This window comes from Flavobacterium sp. LHD-85 (assembly GCF_030929595.1).
Taxonomy (GTDB): domain Bacteria; phylum Bacteroidota; class Bacteroidia; order Flavobacteriales; family Flavobacteriaceae; genus Flavobacterium.
The window spans coordinates 530,723-547,265 of the sequence record NZ_JAVFVR010000001.1 but is presented as its reverse complement, the minus strand read 5'-3'; the positions used below and the strand labels follow the sequence as shown (position 1 = coordinate 547,265).

General features: G+C 33.9%; 19 protein-coding genes and 1 riboswitch. Of the genes, 7 read left to right on the top strand and 12 right to left on the bottom strand.

Going from position 1 to position 16,543, the window contains the following annotated elements:
• The first annotated feature begins 311 nt into the window (after positions 1-311).
• Entirely contained in the window at positions 312-2,501 is a 2,190-nt protein-coding gene (locus tag RB618_RS02405) for a TonB-dependent receptor domain-containing protein (RefSeq protein ID WP_308067314.1), read from the top strand.
• A gap of 51 nt (positions 2,502-2,552) precedes the next feature.
• Here RB618_RS02405 and RB618_RS02400 read toward each other — a convergent pair whose 3' ends face one another.
• Positions 2,553-2,969, bottom strand: a complete 417-nt coding sequence (locus RB618_RS02400) for a hypothetical protein (RefSeq protein WP_308067313.1) — start codon at positions 2,967-2,969, stop codon at positions 2,553-2,555.
• Positions 2,970-3,126: 157 nt separating this feature from the next.
• On the opposite strand from RB618_RS02400, the gene greA reads away from it, so the two are divergent.
• Positions 3,127-3,603: a transcription elongation factor GreA gene (gene greA, locus RB618_RS02395; RefSeq protein WP_026728641.1), complete on the top strand. Its 477-nt coding sequence runs from the start codon at positions 3,127-3,129 to the stop codon at positions 3,601-3,603.
• Positions 3,604-3,650: 47 nt separating this feature from the next.
• The gene (locus RB618_RS02390) at positions 3,651-4,040 is read left to right on the top strand and encodes an HIT family protein (protein ID WP_308067312.1); all 390 of its coding nucleotides are present in this window, start codon (positions 3,651-3,653) and stop codon (positions 4,038-4,040) included.
• 55 nt (positions 4,041-4,095) lie between these two features.
• On the opposite strand, the gene RB618_RS02385 is transcribed toward RB618_RS02390, so the two are convergent.
• Positions 4,096-5,247 carry a HAMP domain-containing sensor histidine kinase gene (locus RB618_RS02385; RefSeq protein WP_308067311.1) on the bottom strand — a complete coding sequence of 384 codons (1,152 nt, stop codon included), beginning with the start codon at positions 5,245-5,247 and terminating at the stop codon, positions 4,096-4,098.
• Positions 5,248-5,408: 161 nt separating this feature from the next.
• Between RB618_RS02385 and RB618_RS02380 the strand changes: the two genes are divergently transcribed.
• The 4 genes from RB618_RS02380 (at position 5,409) to RB618_RS02365 (ending at position 8,263) form a co-directional block, all read left to right on the top strand.
• A complete protein-coding gene (locus tag RB618_RS02380) occupies positions 5,409-6,284 on the top strand; it encodes a flavin reductase family protein (RefSeq protein WP_308067310.1) in 876 nt (291 codons plus the stop codon).
• 33 nt (positions 6,285-6,317) lie between these two features.
• Positions 6,318-6,689 carry a DUF3127 domain-containing protein gene (locus tag RB618_RS02375; RefSeq protein ID WP_095927972.1) on the top strand — a complete coding sequence of 124 codons (372 nt, stop codon included), beginning with the start codon at positions 6,318-6,320 and terminating at the stop codon, positions 6,687-6,689.
• A gap of 137 nt (positions 6,690-6,826) precedes the next feature.
• Positions 6,827-7,465, top strand: a complete 639-nt coding sequence (gene aat / locus RB618_RS02370; RefSeq protein ID WP_308067309.1) for a leucyl/phenylalanyl-tRNA--protein transferase — start codon at positions 6,827-6,829, stop codon at positions 7,463-7,465.
• A 3-nt stretch (positions 7,466-7,468) separates the two neighbouring features.
• Entirely contained in the window at positions 7,469-8,263 is a 795-nt protein-coding gene (locus RB618_RS02365) for an MOSC domain-containing protein (RefSeq protein ID WP_308067308.1), read from the top strand.
• On the opposite strand, the gene RB618_RS02360 is transcribed toward RB618_RS02365, so the two are convergent.
• From RB618_RS02360 to RB618_RS02315, 10 genes are all read right to left on the bottom strand, one after another.
• Positions 8,260-8,970, bottom strand: coding sequence for a HesA/MoeB/ThiF family protein (locus RB618_RS02360; protein ID WP_308067307.1), 711 nt, complete (start codon positions 8,968-8,970; stop codon positions 8,260-8,262). The genes RB618_RS02365 and RB618_RS02360 overlap by 4 nt on opposite strands.
• 87 nt (positions 8,971-9,057) lie before the next feature.
• Entirely contained in the window at positions 9,058-10,194 is a 1,137-nt protein-coding gene (thiH, locus tag RB618_RS02355; RefSeq protein ID WP_308067306.1) for a 2-iminoacetate synthase ThiH, read from the bottom strand.
• A gap of 71 nt (positions 10,195-10,265) precedes the next feature.
• The gene (locus RB618_RS02350) at positions 10,266-10,643 is read right to left on the bottom strand and encodes a GxxExxY protein (RefSeq protein ID WP_308067305.1); all 378 of its coding nucleotides are present in this window, start codon (positions 10,641-10,643) and stop codon (positions 10,266-10,268) included.
• A 136-nt stretch (positions 10,644-10,779) separates the two neighbouring features.
• Entirely contained in the window at positions 10,780-11,556 is a 777-nt protein-coding gene (locus tag RB618_RS02345) for a thiazole synthase (RefSeq protein WP_308067304.1), read from the bottom strand.
• On the bottom strand, positions 11,537-12,175 hold the full coding sequence (locus RB618_RS02340) for a thiamine phosphate synthase (protein ID WP_308067303.1): 639 nt from the start codon (positions 12,173-12,175) through the stop codon (positions 11,537-11,539). The genes RB618_RS02345 and RB618_RS02340 overlap by 20 nt, the downstream gene beginning before the upstream one ends.
• Positions 12,168-12,920 (bottom strand): hydroxymethylpyrimidine/phosphomethylpyrimidine kinase, encoded by a 753-nt coding sequence (locus tag RB618_RS02335; RefSeq protein WP_308067302.1) that lies wholly within the window; start codon positions 12,918-12,920, stop codon positions 12,168-12,170. The genes RB618_RS02340 and RB618_RS02335 overlap by 8 nt, the downstream gene beginning before the upstream one ends.
• A complete protein-coding gene (locus RB618_RS02330) occupies positions 12,878-13,489 on the bottom strand; it encodes a thiamine phosphate synthase (RefSeq protein ID WP_308067301.1) in 612 nt (203 codons plus the stop codon). The genes RB618_RS02335 and RB618_RS02330 overlap by 43 nt, the downstream gene beginning before the upstream one ends.
• A 33-nt stretch (positions 13,490-13,522) precedes the next feature.
• Positions 13,523-15,343, bottom strand: coding sequence for a phosphomethylpyrimidine synthase ThiC (thiC, locus tag RB618_RS02325; RefSeq protein WP_308067300.1), 1,821 nt, complete (start codon positions 15,341-15,343; stop codon positions 13,523-13,525).
• A gap of 105 nt (positions 15,344-15,448) precedes the next feature.
• A complete protein-coding gene (gene thiS / locus RB618_RS02320; RefSeq protein WP_111379268.1) occupies positions 15,449-15,655 on the bottom strand; it encodes a sulfur carrier protein ThiS in 207 nt (68 codons plus the stop codon).
• A 66-nt stretch (positions 15,656-15,721) separates the two neighbouring features.
• A riboswitch (TPP riboswitch) is annotated at positions 15,722-15,818 on the bottom strand.
• Positions 15,819-15,916: 98 nt separating this feature from the next.
• The gene (locus tag RB618_RS02315; RefSeq protein ID WP_308067299.1) at positions 15,917-16,477 is read right to left on the bottom strand and encodes a DNA-3-methyladenine glycosylase I; all 561 of its coding nucleotides are present in this window, start codon (positions 16,475-16,477) and stop codon (positions 15,917-15,919) included.
• Positions 16,478-16,543: the final 66 nt, after the last annotated feature.

The following is a 16,543-nucleotide window of genomic DNA, read 5'->3' as shown; positions in this document are numbered from 1 at the left end:
AAAAACAATTTATAAATTCCAAATTCCAACAACTAAGGTTAATGTTGGAATTTGGAATTTTAATTTCAATCTAGTTGAATTTTTGGAATTTGGAATTTTCAATATTGGAATTTAACTTTTTAACATTACATTTGCACTGTCTCAAAGGGGTGCTCTAAATAACGAGCTGAGATCATACCCAAAGAACCTGAGCGAGTAATGTTGCTAAGGGAAAAACGACACTATCAAGCGTGCACACTTTATTTTGTCGGGAAACACATTTATTAATTTAACAAAGAATAATTCCCCCTTTTATTCGTAATTCTTTACGAATGAAAACTATTTTTCAAGGTACTTCTAAAGGTACAAAGGTACAAAGGCACAAAGGTTCAAAGTTGAGCCTAAAATCTATTTTCTTTTCTCTTTTCTCTTTCTTCTATTCTCTATTCTCTTTTGCGCAGCAGCAAGATTCTACAAAAGTGAATCAGCTTGATGATGTATTGGTTTCGGCAGTTCGTGTTACTTCTAAGACTCCGGTGAGTTTCAGTAATATGGATAAAAAGGAAATTAAGTATAGAAATCTAGGTCAGGACATTCCCGTTTTGATGAATTATCTTCCTTCGGTCGTAACAACTTCAGATGCAGGAAATGGTGTTGGTTATACAGGAATTCGAGTTCGTGGAAGCGACGCAACACGTGTAAACGTGACCATAAACGGAATTCCGTACAATGATGCAGAAAGTCAGGGAACGTTTTGGGTAAATATGCCCGATTTTGCTTCTTCTGTAGAAAGCCTTCAATTGCAGCGTGGAGTTGGAACATCGACAAATGGAGCTGGTGCTTTTGGGGCAAGTTTAAATATGTTGACGGATAGTTATGCAAGAAAAGCGACAGGTGAAATTTCAAGTTCGGCCGGATCTTTCAATACATTTAAAAATACAGTGAAATTTAGTACTGGTTTATTAAATGATCATTTTGAAATTGCGGGACGTTTGTCTACAATAAAAACACACGGATATATTGACCGCGGAAGCGCCGATTTAAAATCATATTTCTTGCAGGGAACTTATGTTGGTAAAACGACTTTGATTAAAGCGTTGGTTTTTGGAGGAACTCAAAAAACATATCAATCTTGGAACGGAATCGATGCAGAAACTCTTAATACAGACCGCACTTTCAATTCTGCTGGAATGTACACAGACGATGCAGGAAATGTGCATTTCTATGATAACGAAACTGATAACTACAATCAAGATCATTATCAATTGCACTGGAGTGAATCGATTTCTGATAAATGGAGTACAAACCTAGCATTTCATTATACAAAAGGAAAAGGGTACTACGAAAATTATAAAGAAGATGAACCTGTTGCAGGTTATGGACCAATTCAGCCAACAAAAACAGTTGAAGATGACAATGGGAATTTAGTTCCAGTAACCGATTTAATCCGTCAAAAATGGTTGGATAACGATTTCTACGGAACTACTTTTTCTGCTAAATATCTAACAGAGAAATTAAATGTTATTTTAGGCGGAGGCTGGAATAAATATGAAGGCGATCATTTCGGAAAAGTAATTTGGGCGCAATATTCTGATCAATCAGCATTAGGATCTCATTACTACGATGATTATTCGTCTAAAACCGATGGTAATATTTTCGCGAAAGCAAATTATCAATTCACAGAAAAATTAAGTTTTTACGGAGATTTACAATACAGAAATGTGAAGTATAAAGCCAATAGTGCAGAAACGGGTCTAGTAGATGATAATTTCAACTTCTTTAATCCAAAAGCTGGTTTGAATTATGCTTTCAACGAAAAAAACACTTTGTATTTTTCTTACGCACGAGCAAATCGTGAACCAAATAGAACAGATTACGAAGGCGGAAATGTAAAACCAGAAAAACTGAATGATTTTGAATTAGGATGGAGATTCAATTCAGAGAAATTTCAATTGAATTCTAATGTATATTACATGGGGTACAAAGATCAATTGATTTTAACGGGAAGATTAGACGATGTTGGAAATCCAATTCGTGCGAATACTGAGAAAAGTTACCGTTTAGGTTTTGAATTTGATGCGACAATTGCGCTTTCTGATAAATTCACTTTAAGACCAAACTTTACTTTAAGCAGCAACAAAAATGTTGATTTAGCAGTTGATGGCGAATATTATGGAACAACTAAAATTGCGTATTCTCCAGAAGTAATTGCAGGAAACGTGATTGTGTATAAGCCTATAGAGAGATTGTATCTTTCATTATTGCAAAAATATGTAGGAGAACAATACATGAATAATATTGAACTTCCGGCAGCTAAACTGGCAGATTACTTCGTAAACGATTTTAATGCGTCTTACGAAATAAAGCCAAAAACGATTTTTCAATCGATCACGATTACAGCTTTGGTGAATAATATTTTCGATAAAAAATATGTTTCAAACGGTTATATGTGGGATGTATATCCGTACTATTATCCGCAGGCTGGAACAAATTTCTTAATTGGTTTGAGTTTGAAATTCTAATTAAGCGAAGACACAAAAAAGCCTGAAATTTACTTTCAGGCTTTTTTGTTCTTAGTTGTATACGTGAATAACAGTTCCAGAAGATTCGACGCGATATTGTTTCATCGGATATTCTTTTCCGCCAAGCCCAGTAAATAAATTATATTGAGTTTTGTCGCAAGAACAAACCGCATAAATTCCGTCTATCGTCATAGCAGTACAAGAAGTTAATGCTTGGTTTGGACAAGCCGCATCAAAAGCAGTATAAGTTCCTTCTCCGGTTTTCATTACAATAATTCCTTTTGCTCCATAATTGGCAACGTAGACTGGATTACTAGGATATATTAATTTATTGTATGTTGGCAGATTAGTGTCAAGATATGCGTTTACAGAATAATTAGGAATGTAAGGATTATTATTACTTCTATTATTGTCACTGCAAGCGAATAAAACTGCGGTAAATGCGATAAAGAACCAGATTTTTTTCATTATTTGAATAAGAATTAGTTAAAACAAAAATAATTTATTTAGATTTGAAATCTATATGATTAACATATAATTATGTACTATTAAAAATTATAGTATATTTGTGGTAAGAAAATCCCGTCGCGATGGGATTTTTTGTATTTATATAAACGATGAAGTTATGAGTAAAGTATCTTATTATACAGCTGAAGGATTAAAAAAATTAAAAGATGAATTGGAGCATTTAAAGAGTGTAATGCGTCCAAAGGCATCTCAAGATATTGCAGATGCAAGAGATAAAGGTGATTTGTCTGAAAATGCAGAATATGATGCAGCAAAAGAAGCGCAAGGTTTATTAGAAATGAGAATTGCTAAACTTGAAGAAGTGTATGCAAATGCAAGATTAATTGACGAATCGCAATTGGATGTTTCTAAGGTTTTGGTTTTATCAAATGTAAAAATCAAAAACCAAAGTAACGGAATGGAGATGAAATATACCCTTGTTGCAGAAAGCGAAGCTGATTTAAAAACAGGAAAAATCTCTGTAACTTCTCCTATCGGGAAAGGTTTATTAGGTAAATCTGTTGGAGAAGTAGCTGAAATCACAGTGCCAAACGGAGTTCTGAAATTTGAAATTCTAGAAATTTCGAGAGACTAAATTTTAGTTTAACCGATTTAATGATTAACCGATTACACAAATAAACAATGAGTTCAATATTCACTAAAATAGTAAACGGAGAAATTCCAGCTTATAAAATTGCTGAAGACGAAAACTATTTAGCATTTTTAGATGTAAATCCAAATGCAAAAGGACATACGCTTTGCATTCCGAAACAAGAAATCGATAAGATTTTTGATATGGATGAGGAATTGTATTTAGGATTAATGAAATTCTCTAAAAGAGTTGCAGCAGCCTTAGAAAAAACAGTTCCATGCAAAAGAATCGGAATTGCAGTTGTTGGACTTGAAGTTCCTCATGCACACGTACATTTGATCCCATTAAACCACATGGATGAAATGCGTTTTATTGATAAAGTTTCTCTTTCAAAAGAAGAATTTGAAGCTTTAGCAAAAGATATTCAATCGAATTTATAAAGACTTCGACTTCGCTAAGTCTGACAAAACAGATAACTAAAGTGCAGTAAATTGATTACTGCACTTTTTTATTTAATGCAATTTGAAAAGTAGTTCCTTTCCCGATTTCAGAATTTAAAACTTTGATTTTTCCGTTATGATATTCTTCCACAATTCTTTTGGTTAAAGAAAGTCCAAGTCCCCAACCGCGTTTTTTTGTGGTATACCCGGTTTCAAAAATAGTTTTAAATTGCTTTTTAGGAATACCAGTTCCCGAATCTTTAATGTTTATTTTTACCTGATGTGCATCCTGCTCAATTTGAAGATCGAGAGTACCTTTTCCTTTCATGGCATCAATCGCATTTTTAACCAAATTTTCTATAGTCCAACTATGCAATGTTGGATTGATCATTCCTAAAATAGGTTCGTTTGGGGCCCGAAACGAAAATGTAACTTGCTTAGAAAAACGAGATTGTAAATATTCATAAGCTGTTTTGGTTTCTTCGGCAATATCATGAAGTTCTAAAACAGGTATCGAACCAATTTTAGAAAAACGATCAGTGATGGTCTGCAAACGCTCAATATCTTTTTCAATTTCAAGACTAATCGACGAATCTATATCTTCAGTTTTTAAAATTTCAACCCAGCCAATTAACGAAGAAAGCGGAGTTCCGATTTGATGTGCCGTTTCTTTTGCCATTCCTGCCCAAAGTTTGTTTTGGGTTGCCATTTTGGTGCTTTTGTAAAAATTGTAAATCAAAGCAATACATAGAAAAATAATAAGAAGCAACGCAATTGGATAATATTTAAGCTTGTTTAGCAATGCAGAATTGCCATAATATAGGGTTTGATATTTTCCTGGTGCATATTCAAAAGTGATAGGCTCATTTTCATTTTTCAGTTTGTTCAAGAAAGCAGTCCTTTTTTTCTTATCATTAAGAATTTCATCAGGAACATTTACAGAACTTACCACATTATCATACAGCATTATAATGCCTGGAATAGAAGTATTGTTGCTAAAGATCTGAAGAGGCAATTCGACATCGGTATTTTCATTTGCATTCACCAGTGTAATTTGTGCATTTACAAAGAGGTTCATTTTTAAACGCTCCTCATTTTTAAAAATTTGGAAAAAAGAATAGGTGTTCCAAAGAATTAGAGAAATGATTATAAAACAAACAGAAATAATAATCCAGCGGATTGTATTTGTTCTTTCGGAAAAAGACATATCAGTTATTTTGAGGTATAAATATAACGAAATATATACATTTTATATTTTGCATTAGCTTAAAGATTTTTCGTTTTATCTTTTAAAAGTATTTCCTCTAATTAAACGATTTCAATACTTTTGTAGCAGAATAAAGTGAGATTCTGTTTAAATAAAAAAGTATGATTAGCATTAATCCAAAAGAAATTCCAACGGCCAAATTGCAAGGCTATCTGCAGAGTTCAATCGGTCCGAGGCCTATTGCTTTTGCAAGCACAATCAGTAAAAGTGGAGTTCCTAATTTGTCTCCGTTTAGTTTCTTTAATGTGTTTAGCGCCAATCCGCCTATTTTGGTTTTTTCGCCATCAAGACGTGTTCGCGATAATACGATTAAACATACTTTAATTAATGCCGAAGCAACTCGAGAAGTTGTAATAAATGTTGTCAATTATGATATTGTACAGCAAACTTCATTGGCAAGTACAGAATATGGAGATGGAGTAAATGAATTCATCAAAGCAGGATTAACACAAATTCCTTCAGATTTAGTAAAACCATATCGTGTAAAAGAATCTCCAGTTCAATTTGAATGCAAAATTACACAGATTATTCCGTTAGGAACAGAAGGCGGAGCAGGAAATTTGATTTTATGCGAAGTAGTAAAAATTCATATCGCCGAATCGATTTTGGATGAAAATGGAGCAATCGATCAGCATAAAATTGATTTGGTCTCAAGACTTGGAAATAATTGGTATTCAAGATCAAACCAAGGGCTTTTTGAAGTGGCGAAACCTTTAACAACACTGGGGATTGGTGTAGATGCGATTCCTAATTTTATAAAAGAAAGTGATGTTTTTGATGGGAATGATTTAGGCAAATTAGGCAATATAGAATCCTTGCCTACAATCGAAGAAGTTACTATATTTGTGAAAGAAAATTTCGCGGTCAAAGGAGTTTTAAGCTCAGACGACCAGAAAAAAGTACATTTAGAAGCCAAAAAATATCTGGATAATGGCGATGTAGAATCGGCTTGGAAAGTGCTTTTAGCTAAGAAATAAAAAGAAATAGAAACAATAATTAAATAGACGAAGATGGAAGTTACAGGAAAAGTAAAAGTGGTTAACCCAGAGCAGCAAGTTAGTGCCTCATTCAAAAAAAGAGAGTTAGTTGTTACTACTGAGGAGCAGTATCCACAACATATTTTAATCGAATTTACACAAGATAAATGTGATTTATTGAGTAGCTATAAGCAAGGAGATGCAGTAAAAGTTTCTATCAATTTAAGAGGAAGAGAATGGGTTAACCCACAAGGAGAAACTAGATATTTTAATAGTATTCAAGGTTGGAGAATTGAAAGATTAGCTCCAGAAGGACCTGCTCAAGGTGCACCAATGCCAGCTGCAGAAACTTTTGCGCCAGCAACAAGTATAAACGAAGACGAACCAGACGATTTACCGTTCTAAGAGTTTAAAATTCAATTTACTAAATTCCAAATTCCAATTCATTCTCGTGAATTTGGAATTTGGAATTTTATTTTTGATTCTTTTTTATTGATCTCCAAATCTTGGAATTTGGAATTTAAAAAATTGATTATTTAAAAATGTATTATCTATTCAACGATTTATTTTTTCCGCCAGTAACAGAAGCAGATGAAGAAGGAGTTTTGGCAATTGGTGGCGATCTAAGTTCAGAACGCCTACTATTGGCTTACAAAAGTGGTATATTTCCTTGGTTTAATGAAGGAGAACCTATTCTGTGGTGGGCACCAGATCCAAGAATGGTGTTGTTTTTTGATGAATTGGTGATATCCAAAAGCATGAAAAAGATTCTCAATAAAAAAATGTTTAAGGTCACTTACAACAAAAATTTTAGCGAAGTAATTTTAAATTGCCAGCAGATAAAACGTGAAGGACAGAACGGAACTTGGATTTCTGATGAAATGATTGAAGCATATTGCAAATTGAATGAAGAAGGGATAGCTAAATCTGTTGAGGTTTGGCAAGATGATATTTTGGTTGGCGGTTTGTACGGAATTGATTTAGGAGATATTTTTTGTGGAGAAAGTATGTTTTCTAAAGTTTCAAATGCTTCAAAAACAGCTTTTATTGCTTTAGCTTTATATTTGAAGAAAGAAAATTATAAGCTATTGGATTGTCAGGTTTACAATCCGCATTTGGAAAGTTTAGGCTGTCGAGAAATTGATCGAGAAGAATTTATGTCCATTTTAAAAAGTAAATAGAAAATGAGTGCCATTTACAGCGTAAAAGAAATTTATATTTATCCGATAAAAAGTTTGGCAGGAATCAGTCTGGAGTCTGCAAAAGCTGAAGAAATGGGGTTTGAAAACGATCGTCGTTGGATGCTGATTGATGCAGAAAATCAAATGCTGACGCAGAGAGAACACCGAATCATGAGTCAGTTTTATCCGCAGATTTTAGAAGGGAAAATTAGTATTGTTTTTCAGGATCAAAAGCATGAATTTTCTACTGACGAAAATTTAGAAAACGCAATAGAAGTAAATGTTTGGGATGATAAAAGTGAAGTGGTTGAGGTAAATCAGGAAACTTCAAAATGGTTTAGCCAACATTTAGGTTTTGAATGTAAATTGGTCAAAATACTAAAAAATGGAGATCGCAAACATGAAAGCTCCAGATTAAAAGAAACATTCAATGTGAGTTTGGCAGATGGTTATCCTTATTTAATGATTGGATCTAAAAGCTTGGCTTTTTTGAATGATAAATTGGATGAAAAAATTACCATAAAAAGATTTCGTCCAAACATTGTAATAAGTACTGAAAATCCTCACGAAGAAGATGATTTTAAGACTTTTGCGATAGGTGAAGTTCAGTTTAAAAACATAAAACCCTGCGGAAGATGTATTATGGTAAACAATGATCCGGAAAATGGGCGTTTGAAAAAAGAACCTCTGAAAACTTTAAGCAAATACAGAAATGTAGATAATTCTGTTTTGTTCGGAACCAATATTGTGAGTCTGAATTCTGGAATTATCAGTGTAGGCGATAAGGTTATTATCTAGAAACTCAGCTTTATAAAATTCCAGTTTAAAGTATTAAAAATAACAAGTTCATTATTTAAAGTTGGCAATTCTAGAATCAATTTTAAAGTTTCGTGCGCCATCATATTGCCTATAATTCCAGGCAATGTACCTAAAACGCCATTTAAATTACAATTCGGAACATCTTTTGGGTCTGGCATTTCAGGAAATAAATCGCGGAGATTTTTACTTCCGTTATGATTGAAAACAGCAATCTGACCTTCAAATTTTAAAATGCTTCCATAAACCAACGGTTTTTTAAGTTTAACGCAAGTATCATTAACCAAGTAACGAGTGGAGAAATTATCAGAACCATCTACTACAATATCATATTGCTGAATAATCTTTGAAGCATTTTCTGCAGTTAATTTTTCATTAATCGCAACAACTTCAATTAGTGGATTTAGTTTTGAAACGACATCTTTGGCAACAATAGATTTATGTTGTCCAATTTCATTTTCGGTATACAAAATCTGTCTGTGAAGATTGTGAATTTCAATCGTATCAAAATCCATAATTCCAATAAAACCAACTCCTGCAGTTGCAATATATTGTAAAATCGGGCAGCCCAAACCACCCGCTCCAATTACTAGAACTCTAGCTTTTTTTAATTTTTCCTGCCCTTCATCGCCAATTTCAGGAAGAATAGTTTGTCTGTTGTAACGGAGGAATTCTTTGATAATGCTCATTTTAGATTTTAGTCTTAAAGTTGAAAAGTCGAATGTCGAAAGTCTTTGAATATGGTTAAAATTAAATTATAAATGCAGTTTTGGACTTTATGACTTTAGACTTTCCAACTTTCGACTATATGCTTTGCTCCAGTCCTTCCAAACGGGTTCATAGCCTGCGTTTTTTATAATTTTTGAAATTTCTTCTGCAGAACGTTCATCACTGATTTCAAATTGCTCCAAAGATTGCGGATCAACAACATAGCCGCCAGGATTCGTTTTTGAACCCGCACTCATACTCGTAACTCCAATTGGAATAATATGGTTTCTGAATTTCTCGTTTTCGCGAGTTGAAATCGAAATTTCTAAATCTTCATTCCATAAACGGTAAGCGCAGATTAATTGCGTTAAATCTTTATCATCCATAATAAAATTGGGTTCGATAATTCCTTCGGCAGGACGCAGTCTGGGAAAGGAAACCGAATATTTTGTCTGCCAATATTTCTTCTGCAAATAATCTAAATGCAGAGCATTGAAAAAGCTATCGGTTCGCCAGTCTTCTAAGCCTAATAAAACCCCTAACCCAATTTTATGAATTCCCGCAGTTCCAATTCTGTCAGGAGTTTCTAATCGATAATCGAAGTTTGATTTTTTCCCTTTAGTATGATACTTTTTGTAAACTTCCTGATGATACGTTTCCTGATACACTAAAACGGAATATACGCCAGCTTCATGCAAACGCTGATAATCTTCTGTAGAAAGCGGTTGCACTTCAACAGAAATAATCGAAAAATCTTTTCTGATTAAATTAATGGCGTTCAGAAAATAATTGATATTTACAGCATAATTTGCTTCGCCTGTAACTAACAGAACATGATCGAAGCCTGTTTTTTTTAGAGCTTCGACTTCCAGTTTTATCTCAGCATCTGTAAGGGTTTTTCTTTTGATTTTATTGTCTAAACTAAATCCGCAATAGGTGCAAATGTTTTGGCATTCATTGCTTAAATAAAGTGGCGCATACATTTGAATCGTTTTTCCGAAACGTTTCTTAGTGATTTCATGGCATCTTTGTGCCATTTGTTCTAAAAAATTTTGTGCAGCAGGAGAGATTAAGATCAAAAAATCATCTAGACTGTATTTAGTTTTAGCCAAAGTGCGCTCGACATCTTTTGAAGTGGTTTTATATATTCTGGTTTGGATTTCATCCCAATTATATTGCTCGAAAATAGATTTGAATGTTCTCATTTTATTTTGGTTTCACGCAGATTTGGCAGATTTAAGCTGATTAAAAATGATTTAATTTTTGATCTGTATGATTAAAATTTATTTGCTATTCTTTTAATATCATTAAGAATGTTTGTCGTATTGAAATTTACTAACAAGCCTAATTTTTTGTTTGTTAATCTTAAATAGGTAGCTAATTGTTTATAATGAATAGGAGCTAAATCTTCAACCGATTTTAATTCAATTATTACTTTGTCTTCAACTAAAATATCAATTCTAAAAGCGGGATCTAGTGTTATCTCTTCATATGGAATTATAACTTCAACTTGTTTTTGAATCTTTAAATCTAGCTTTTCTAATTCATAAAACAGAGCGCTCTCGTAAACAGATTCAAATAAACCTGGCCCTAAATTGTTATACACCTTAAAAATTGCTCCTCTTATCAGATACGATATTTCATTCTCAGTCATAATTCTTTAATTTTTATAAAAAAAACAAAACTAAAGAATTTTCTTTCTTTTTGAAAATTGGTTTTATGCAGATTTTAGAGATGAAAAATCAAATTAAATCTGCTTCAATCTGCAGAAATCTGCGTGAAACCAAAAATTACTCATAAAGAAAAGAAGTCAATGGGCTAGAAGCTGAAGCATAATTTTGCTGATTGGCAACTTTGGCTTCAAATGCTTTTCTTCCTGCAATTACAGCTTCTCTAAAAGCCTCAGCCATTAATTTTGGATTTCCAGCGACAGCAATTGCCGTATTAACCAAAACAGCATCGGCGCCGATTTCCATTGCTTTTGCAGCATCAGAAGGCGCTCCGATTCCAGCATCAACAATAACGGGAACAGTACTTTGTTCGATTATGATTTCAATGAAATCAATCGTTTTTAAGCCTTTGTTGCTTCCAATTGGAGAGCCCAAGGGCATTACGGCCGATGTCCCTGCACTTTCTAAATGTTTACATAAAACAGGATCGGCGTGAATGTACGGAAGTACAATAAAGCCCAATTTTGCCAATTCTTCAGTCGCTTTTAAAGTTTTAATAGGATCTGGCATTAAATATTTCGGATCAGGATGAATTTCAAGTTTAACCCAATTGGTTTCTAGAGCTTCTCGAGCCAGTTGTGCCGCAAAAACAGCTTCTTTGGCATTTCTTGCTCCAGAAGTATTGGGTAATAAATTAATATTAGGATGTTTTAAATGCGATAAAATAGCATCAGTATCAGTTTCAAGATCAATACGCTTTAGTGCCACTGTGACCAATTCGCTTTCTGAAGCTAAAACAGCCTCTTCCATTTCTTCATTCGAACCAAATTTCCCGGTTCCAAGAAATAAGCGGGATTTGAAGGTTTTATCTCCTATATTAAACAATGATGTCTGCATATAATTTTTCTTTTAATTGTTGAATTAATTTTGCTTTTTCATCACTTTCAGTAATGATTCCAGACACGGCAATTCCGAAAATTCCCGTTTCTATTAACGGACTTACATCACGAACTGTGATGCCTCCAATGGCATAAACAGGAATGTCGATTTTATTTTTTTTCAGTTTTTGAAGAATTTCATAATAACCCGACAAACCCAAAATCGGACTTAGTTTTTCTTTTGTAGCTGTAAACCTAAAAGGTCCCAAGCCAATATAATCACAACCGTTTTTTACGTGATTTTCGATATCTTCGAATGTATTAGCAGTTCCTCCAATAATTTTTGTTGAGCCTAAAATTGCTCTTGCTTCGTCGATTTTTGTATCGGTTAATCCCAAGTGAACTCCGTCAGCTGCAATTTGCTCTGCGAGGTGCAAATCGTCGTTTACAATAAAGTTCGCAAGATATTCTTCGCACAAAGGTTTTACTGCTTCTGCCAAAGTGAAAACGTCTTTTTGCGTTTGATTTTTAAATCGCATTTGTACCCAATTGCAGCCAGCATCAAGTGCTTGATGAATGTTGTACAATTGTTTTTCGACTGTTTCGCCTTGCGAGATGTATTGCAGTTTGTTATACATAATGATATCCAATTAAAGTTGTAGTTGAACTTAGATAGTTCTCAATATAGATTTTAGCGTTTTTACAGGCTTCTGTTATAGTTTGATTTAGAGCTAAATTTGATGCAATTGCAGATGAAAGCACACAGCCAGAACCATGTTTTTCGGAGCAGTTTTTTTCATTTGGAAGTAAATCGAAGATTTTATTTTTCATAAACAGCTGATCTTTTCCAACAGCATTTAAATTATGTCCTCCTTTTAACAGAATTGCAGTTGAAATTTCGTTTTCAATCCAAAGATTATCTTTTACAAAGCCGGGTATTAATTGTTCGATTTCTAGGTAATTGGGCGTAATCAGATCAATTTTTGACAAGATTTGAATTAAATCCGAATGATCTTCAATATTTAGAAAATCAAATTCTGTTGTCGATTTTAAAACTGGATCCCAGACAATTTTTGTGTCAGGAGAAATTAGTTTTATTGTTGAAAGAATGCGATTTAAATAAGATAGAGAAGGTACAATTCCGATTTTGACAACACTGATTTTATAGCTTTGAAATAAAACTTCAATAGAGCGTATTACAAAATTGATATTGATCCATTCAATTTTATGAAATTCATTTTCGGTCTGAATGGTGTTAGCTGTTGCAATAGCAAAACCAGAAACTTTATGCTGTTCAAATGTCTTTACATCAGCCAAAATCCCTGCGCCGCCAGACGGGTCTAAACCTGCGATTGTGAGTACGAATGGACGATTTTCTGACATAATTTAAATTGTTTTAACGGATTTTTATTATTCCAAATACTTCCTAAAAGAGCAACTTCATTAAAACCGTTTTCAAGTGTTTTTTGAATATTTTCAGCATTAATTCCGCCTAAAGCAACCGCTTTTGTTTTACTATTTGTTTTTGATTTTATAGCTTCAAAAAGATCAAGTTTTGGATGATAATTTTCTTTAGAAATACTTTTAAAAACAGGACTCAAGAATGCATAATCAAAATCATTTTCTAACGAATTAAAATCTTCGATAGAATGTGTTGATGTTGATCTAGATCTACAAGGTTTTGAAAACTTTGCAGGATCATTAAGATTACTTTTTCTCTCTTTTTCAGAAAAATGAAATCGGTCAACGCCAAAATATTCTGCTAAATGATGATGATTGTGCAAAACCAGTTTATTTCGAAATTCTAATTTTATCTGATTAATGAATTGTGACATTTCTAATTCTGAAAAATCAGGTTTCCGAATATGAAGCAAAGACAATCCTTCTTCCAATAAAGAATGAAGAATATCTATTTCATCTTCAATAGTAAAAGGATTTGTAATCACAATCATATCTTTCTTTTTGACTCTTTTATCTATTTTCTCTTAAATATAAATCTCTTTCCCCTGCTCAATAAATTCCTCTGATTTCTCTTGCATTCCTTTTTCAGCAGCAGCGACATCTCTGATTTCCTGAGATATTTTCATAGAACAGAATTTAGGGCCGCACATTGAGCAGAAATGCGCCACTTTTGCTCCATCAGCAGGAAGTGTTTCGTCATGGAATTCTCGTGCTGTATCTGGGTCTAAAGCCAAATTAAACTGATCTTCCCAACGGAATTCAAAACGGGCTTTACTCAAGGCATTATCACGATATTGTGCTCCTGGATGGCCTTTTGCCAAGTCAGCAGCGTGGGCTGAAATTTTATAAGTAATCACGCCATCTTTTACATCTTTTTTATTTGGTAAGCCTAAATGCTCTTTTGGCGTTACATAGCATAACATTGCACAACCATACCAGCCAATCATAGCAGCGCCAATTGCCGAAGTTATATGGTCATAACCGGGTGCAATATCTGTAGTTAAAGGGCCTAAAGTGTAAAATGGAGCTTCATGACAATGTTCTAATTGTTTGTCCATGTTTTCTTTAATCATATGCATCGGAACGTGCCCTGGGCCTTCAATAAAAACCTGAACATCGTGTTTCCAAGCAATTTTGGTTAATTCTCCTAAAGTTTCTAATTCTGCAAATTGAGCGGCGTCATTCGCATCAGCAATCGAACCTGGACGTAAACCATCTCCAAGAGAAAACGCAACATCATACTGTTTCATGATTTCGCAGATTTCCTCAAAATGAGTATATAAGAAGTTTTCCTTATGATGGAATAAACACCATTTTGCCATAATTGATCCGCCTCGAGAAACGATTCCAGTGACACGATTTGCTGTCAAATGAATATAACGAAGCAAAACTCCAGCATGAATTGTAAAATAGGAAACACCTTGTTCTGCCTGTTCAATCAATGTATCACGGAAAATTTCCCAAGTTAAATCTTCGGCAATCCCTTTTACTTTTTCTAATGCCTGATAAATTGGGACAGTTCCAATTGGAACAGGTGAATTACGGATAATCCATTCTCTGGTTTCATGAATATTTTTTCCTGTCGATAAATCCATAATCGTATCAGCTCCCCAACGGCAAGCCCAAACGGCTTTTTCAACTTCTTCTTCGATGCTAGAAGTTACAGCACTGTTTCCAATATTGGCATTAATTTTTACCAAGAAATTACGACCAACAATCATAGGTTCACTTTCTGGATGGTTGATGTTGTTTGGAATAATAGCTCTTCCGCAGGCTACTTCAGAACGCACAAATTCAGGTGTGATTTTACTTTTTGGCGTATTCGCTCCAAAGCTGTTTCCATTGTGCTGGCATTGCATAGCTTTGGTTTGTTCGTTTAAAAGCTCAATTCGCTGGTTTTCACGAATAGCGATGTATTCCATTTCTGGAGTAATAATACCTTGTTTAGCGTAATACAATTGAGTAACATTTGCACCTTTTTTAGCGCGTTTTGGCTGATGTAAATACTCAAAACGAAGATGATTCAGACTTTCATCTTTTAATCGGCTTTGGCCATAATCTGAAGTGATTTCGTTTAAAATTTCGACATCGTTTCTGTCTAGAATCCAACTTTCGCGTAAGCGTGGCAATCCTTTTCTAATGTCAATTTCAATATTCGGATCAGTGTAAGCACCTGATGTGTCATAAACTGTTACGGGGGGATTTTTTTCAATTCCGCCATTTGAAAGTTTAGTATCGCTCAAAGTAATTTCGCGCATGGCTACTTTTATTGGATGAATTTCTCCATCGATATAAACTTTTTTAGAATTGGGAAATGGGGTTCTGGATATTTGTTCTTCTTTCATTTTTGTTGATTTTGTTTCAGGTTTGAAGTTTCAGGTTAACTGGAATTATGATTATCCTCAACTATAAATTGGAATTTATAATTTTCTGTTTTGGAATTTTAAAATTTAACCTCCTTGGGTAGCAGAAATAATTAAAATTTCGTCAGTTTCTTGTACGAAGAATTCGTTCCATTTGAGTTTTGGAACAACGGTATTGTTAACAGCAACGGCAATTCCGTTTTGTTTATGCGGAATTTCGAGATCGAGCAATGATTGAACGCTTAGCGATTCAGCATTGAATTGTTTGGTTTGTTGATTGATTTTTAGTTCCATTCCTTATTAAGTTTAGTGTATAGATACACATTAGGAATGGCTACAAGAACGCATAAAAATGCGCGCAGAAGTCATCTTACTTTTCCCTACGCTAGTATGAACTAGATCAGGTTCAGAGGGTAAAATCTCAGCCTACAAGTTGTAGACACCCCTAAAGTGTGAAGCAAATATATGTAATTTTTTTAAGTTTTCGGTTGCAGTCTCAGTTTTCAGTTTTTAAAACTGAGAAAAGTCGCAGAAAACTGAGACTGAGACTGAAAACTATTTAGCTCTAGTAAAGCAATCTTCGACATGATCATTGACCATTCCGGTTGCTTGCATGTGAGCGTAAATAACGGTTGAACCGACAAATTTGAAACCGCGTTTTTTTAAATCTTTGCTGATAGCATCAGAAATTGGAGTGGTTGCTGGAACGTCTTTCAAAGTTTTCGGATTATTATCAATTGGTTTTCCGTTAGTAAATTTCCAGATATAATCTGAGAAAGTCCCAAATTCTTCTTGGACTTTCATAAAAGCTCGGGCGTTTGAAACGGCAGAGTTGATTTTAAGTTTATTGCGAATAATTCCTGTATTTTGCATTAATTCTTCGATTTTATCTTCAGAATAATTGGCAATTTTTTTATAATCAAAATTGTCAAAAGCCGTTTTGAAGTTTTCTCTTTTGTTTAAAATAGTAATCCAGCTTAATCCGGCCTGAAAAGTCTCTAGAATTAAAAATTCAAAAATAGTTGGGTCATCATAAACAGGCGTTCCCCATTCTTCGTCATGATATTTTTTATACAAATCGCTCGCAGAGCACCAGCCGCATCTTATTGGTTCCATTTTTTATTTTAAATATATAAAAAAACCTCAAACTAGGGAGGTTTGAGGTTTTAAAAAAGTTAAAAA